Genomic DNA, 255 nt, shown 5'->3' with positions numbered 1-255 from the left:
ATTTTTGGTACTCAATCCATCAAAAATCTATAGGTTGACTAATCGTAAGAAAAAGCATACCTAACGGTATGCGACTTAGACAACAAAAGTATTTGAATAACATAGTAGAACAAGATCATCGCTTTATAAAGAAACGAATCCGTTCTATGCTAGGGTTCAAATGCTTTGACACAGCTACATCCATTCTTTCTGGAGTAGAGGCTATGCATATGATTAAAAAAGAACAGATTGATTTACGGGACCAGTCTGTCCAAA

The 255-nt window shown here is 35.3% G+C and carries 1 pseudogene; it reads left to right on the top strand.

From position 1 onward, the window contains the following. Positions 1-65: 65 nt before the first annotated feature. Positions 66-255 (top strand): annotated as a pseudogene (locus tag MR065_RS27325) (DDE-type integrase/transposase/recombinase); the annotation flags it as partial.

The organism is Bacillus cereus group sp. BfR-BA-01383 (genome assembly GCF_022663495.1).
In the GTDB taxonomy this organism is placed as follows: Bacteria; Bacillota; Bacilli; order Bacillales; family Bacillaceae_G; genus Bacillus_A; species Bacillus_A cereus_AU.
This window is presented reverse-complemented; position numbering and strand designations above follow the sequence as displayed.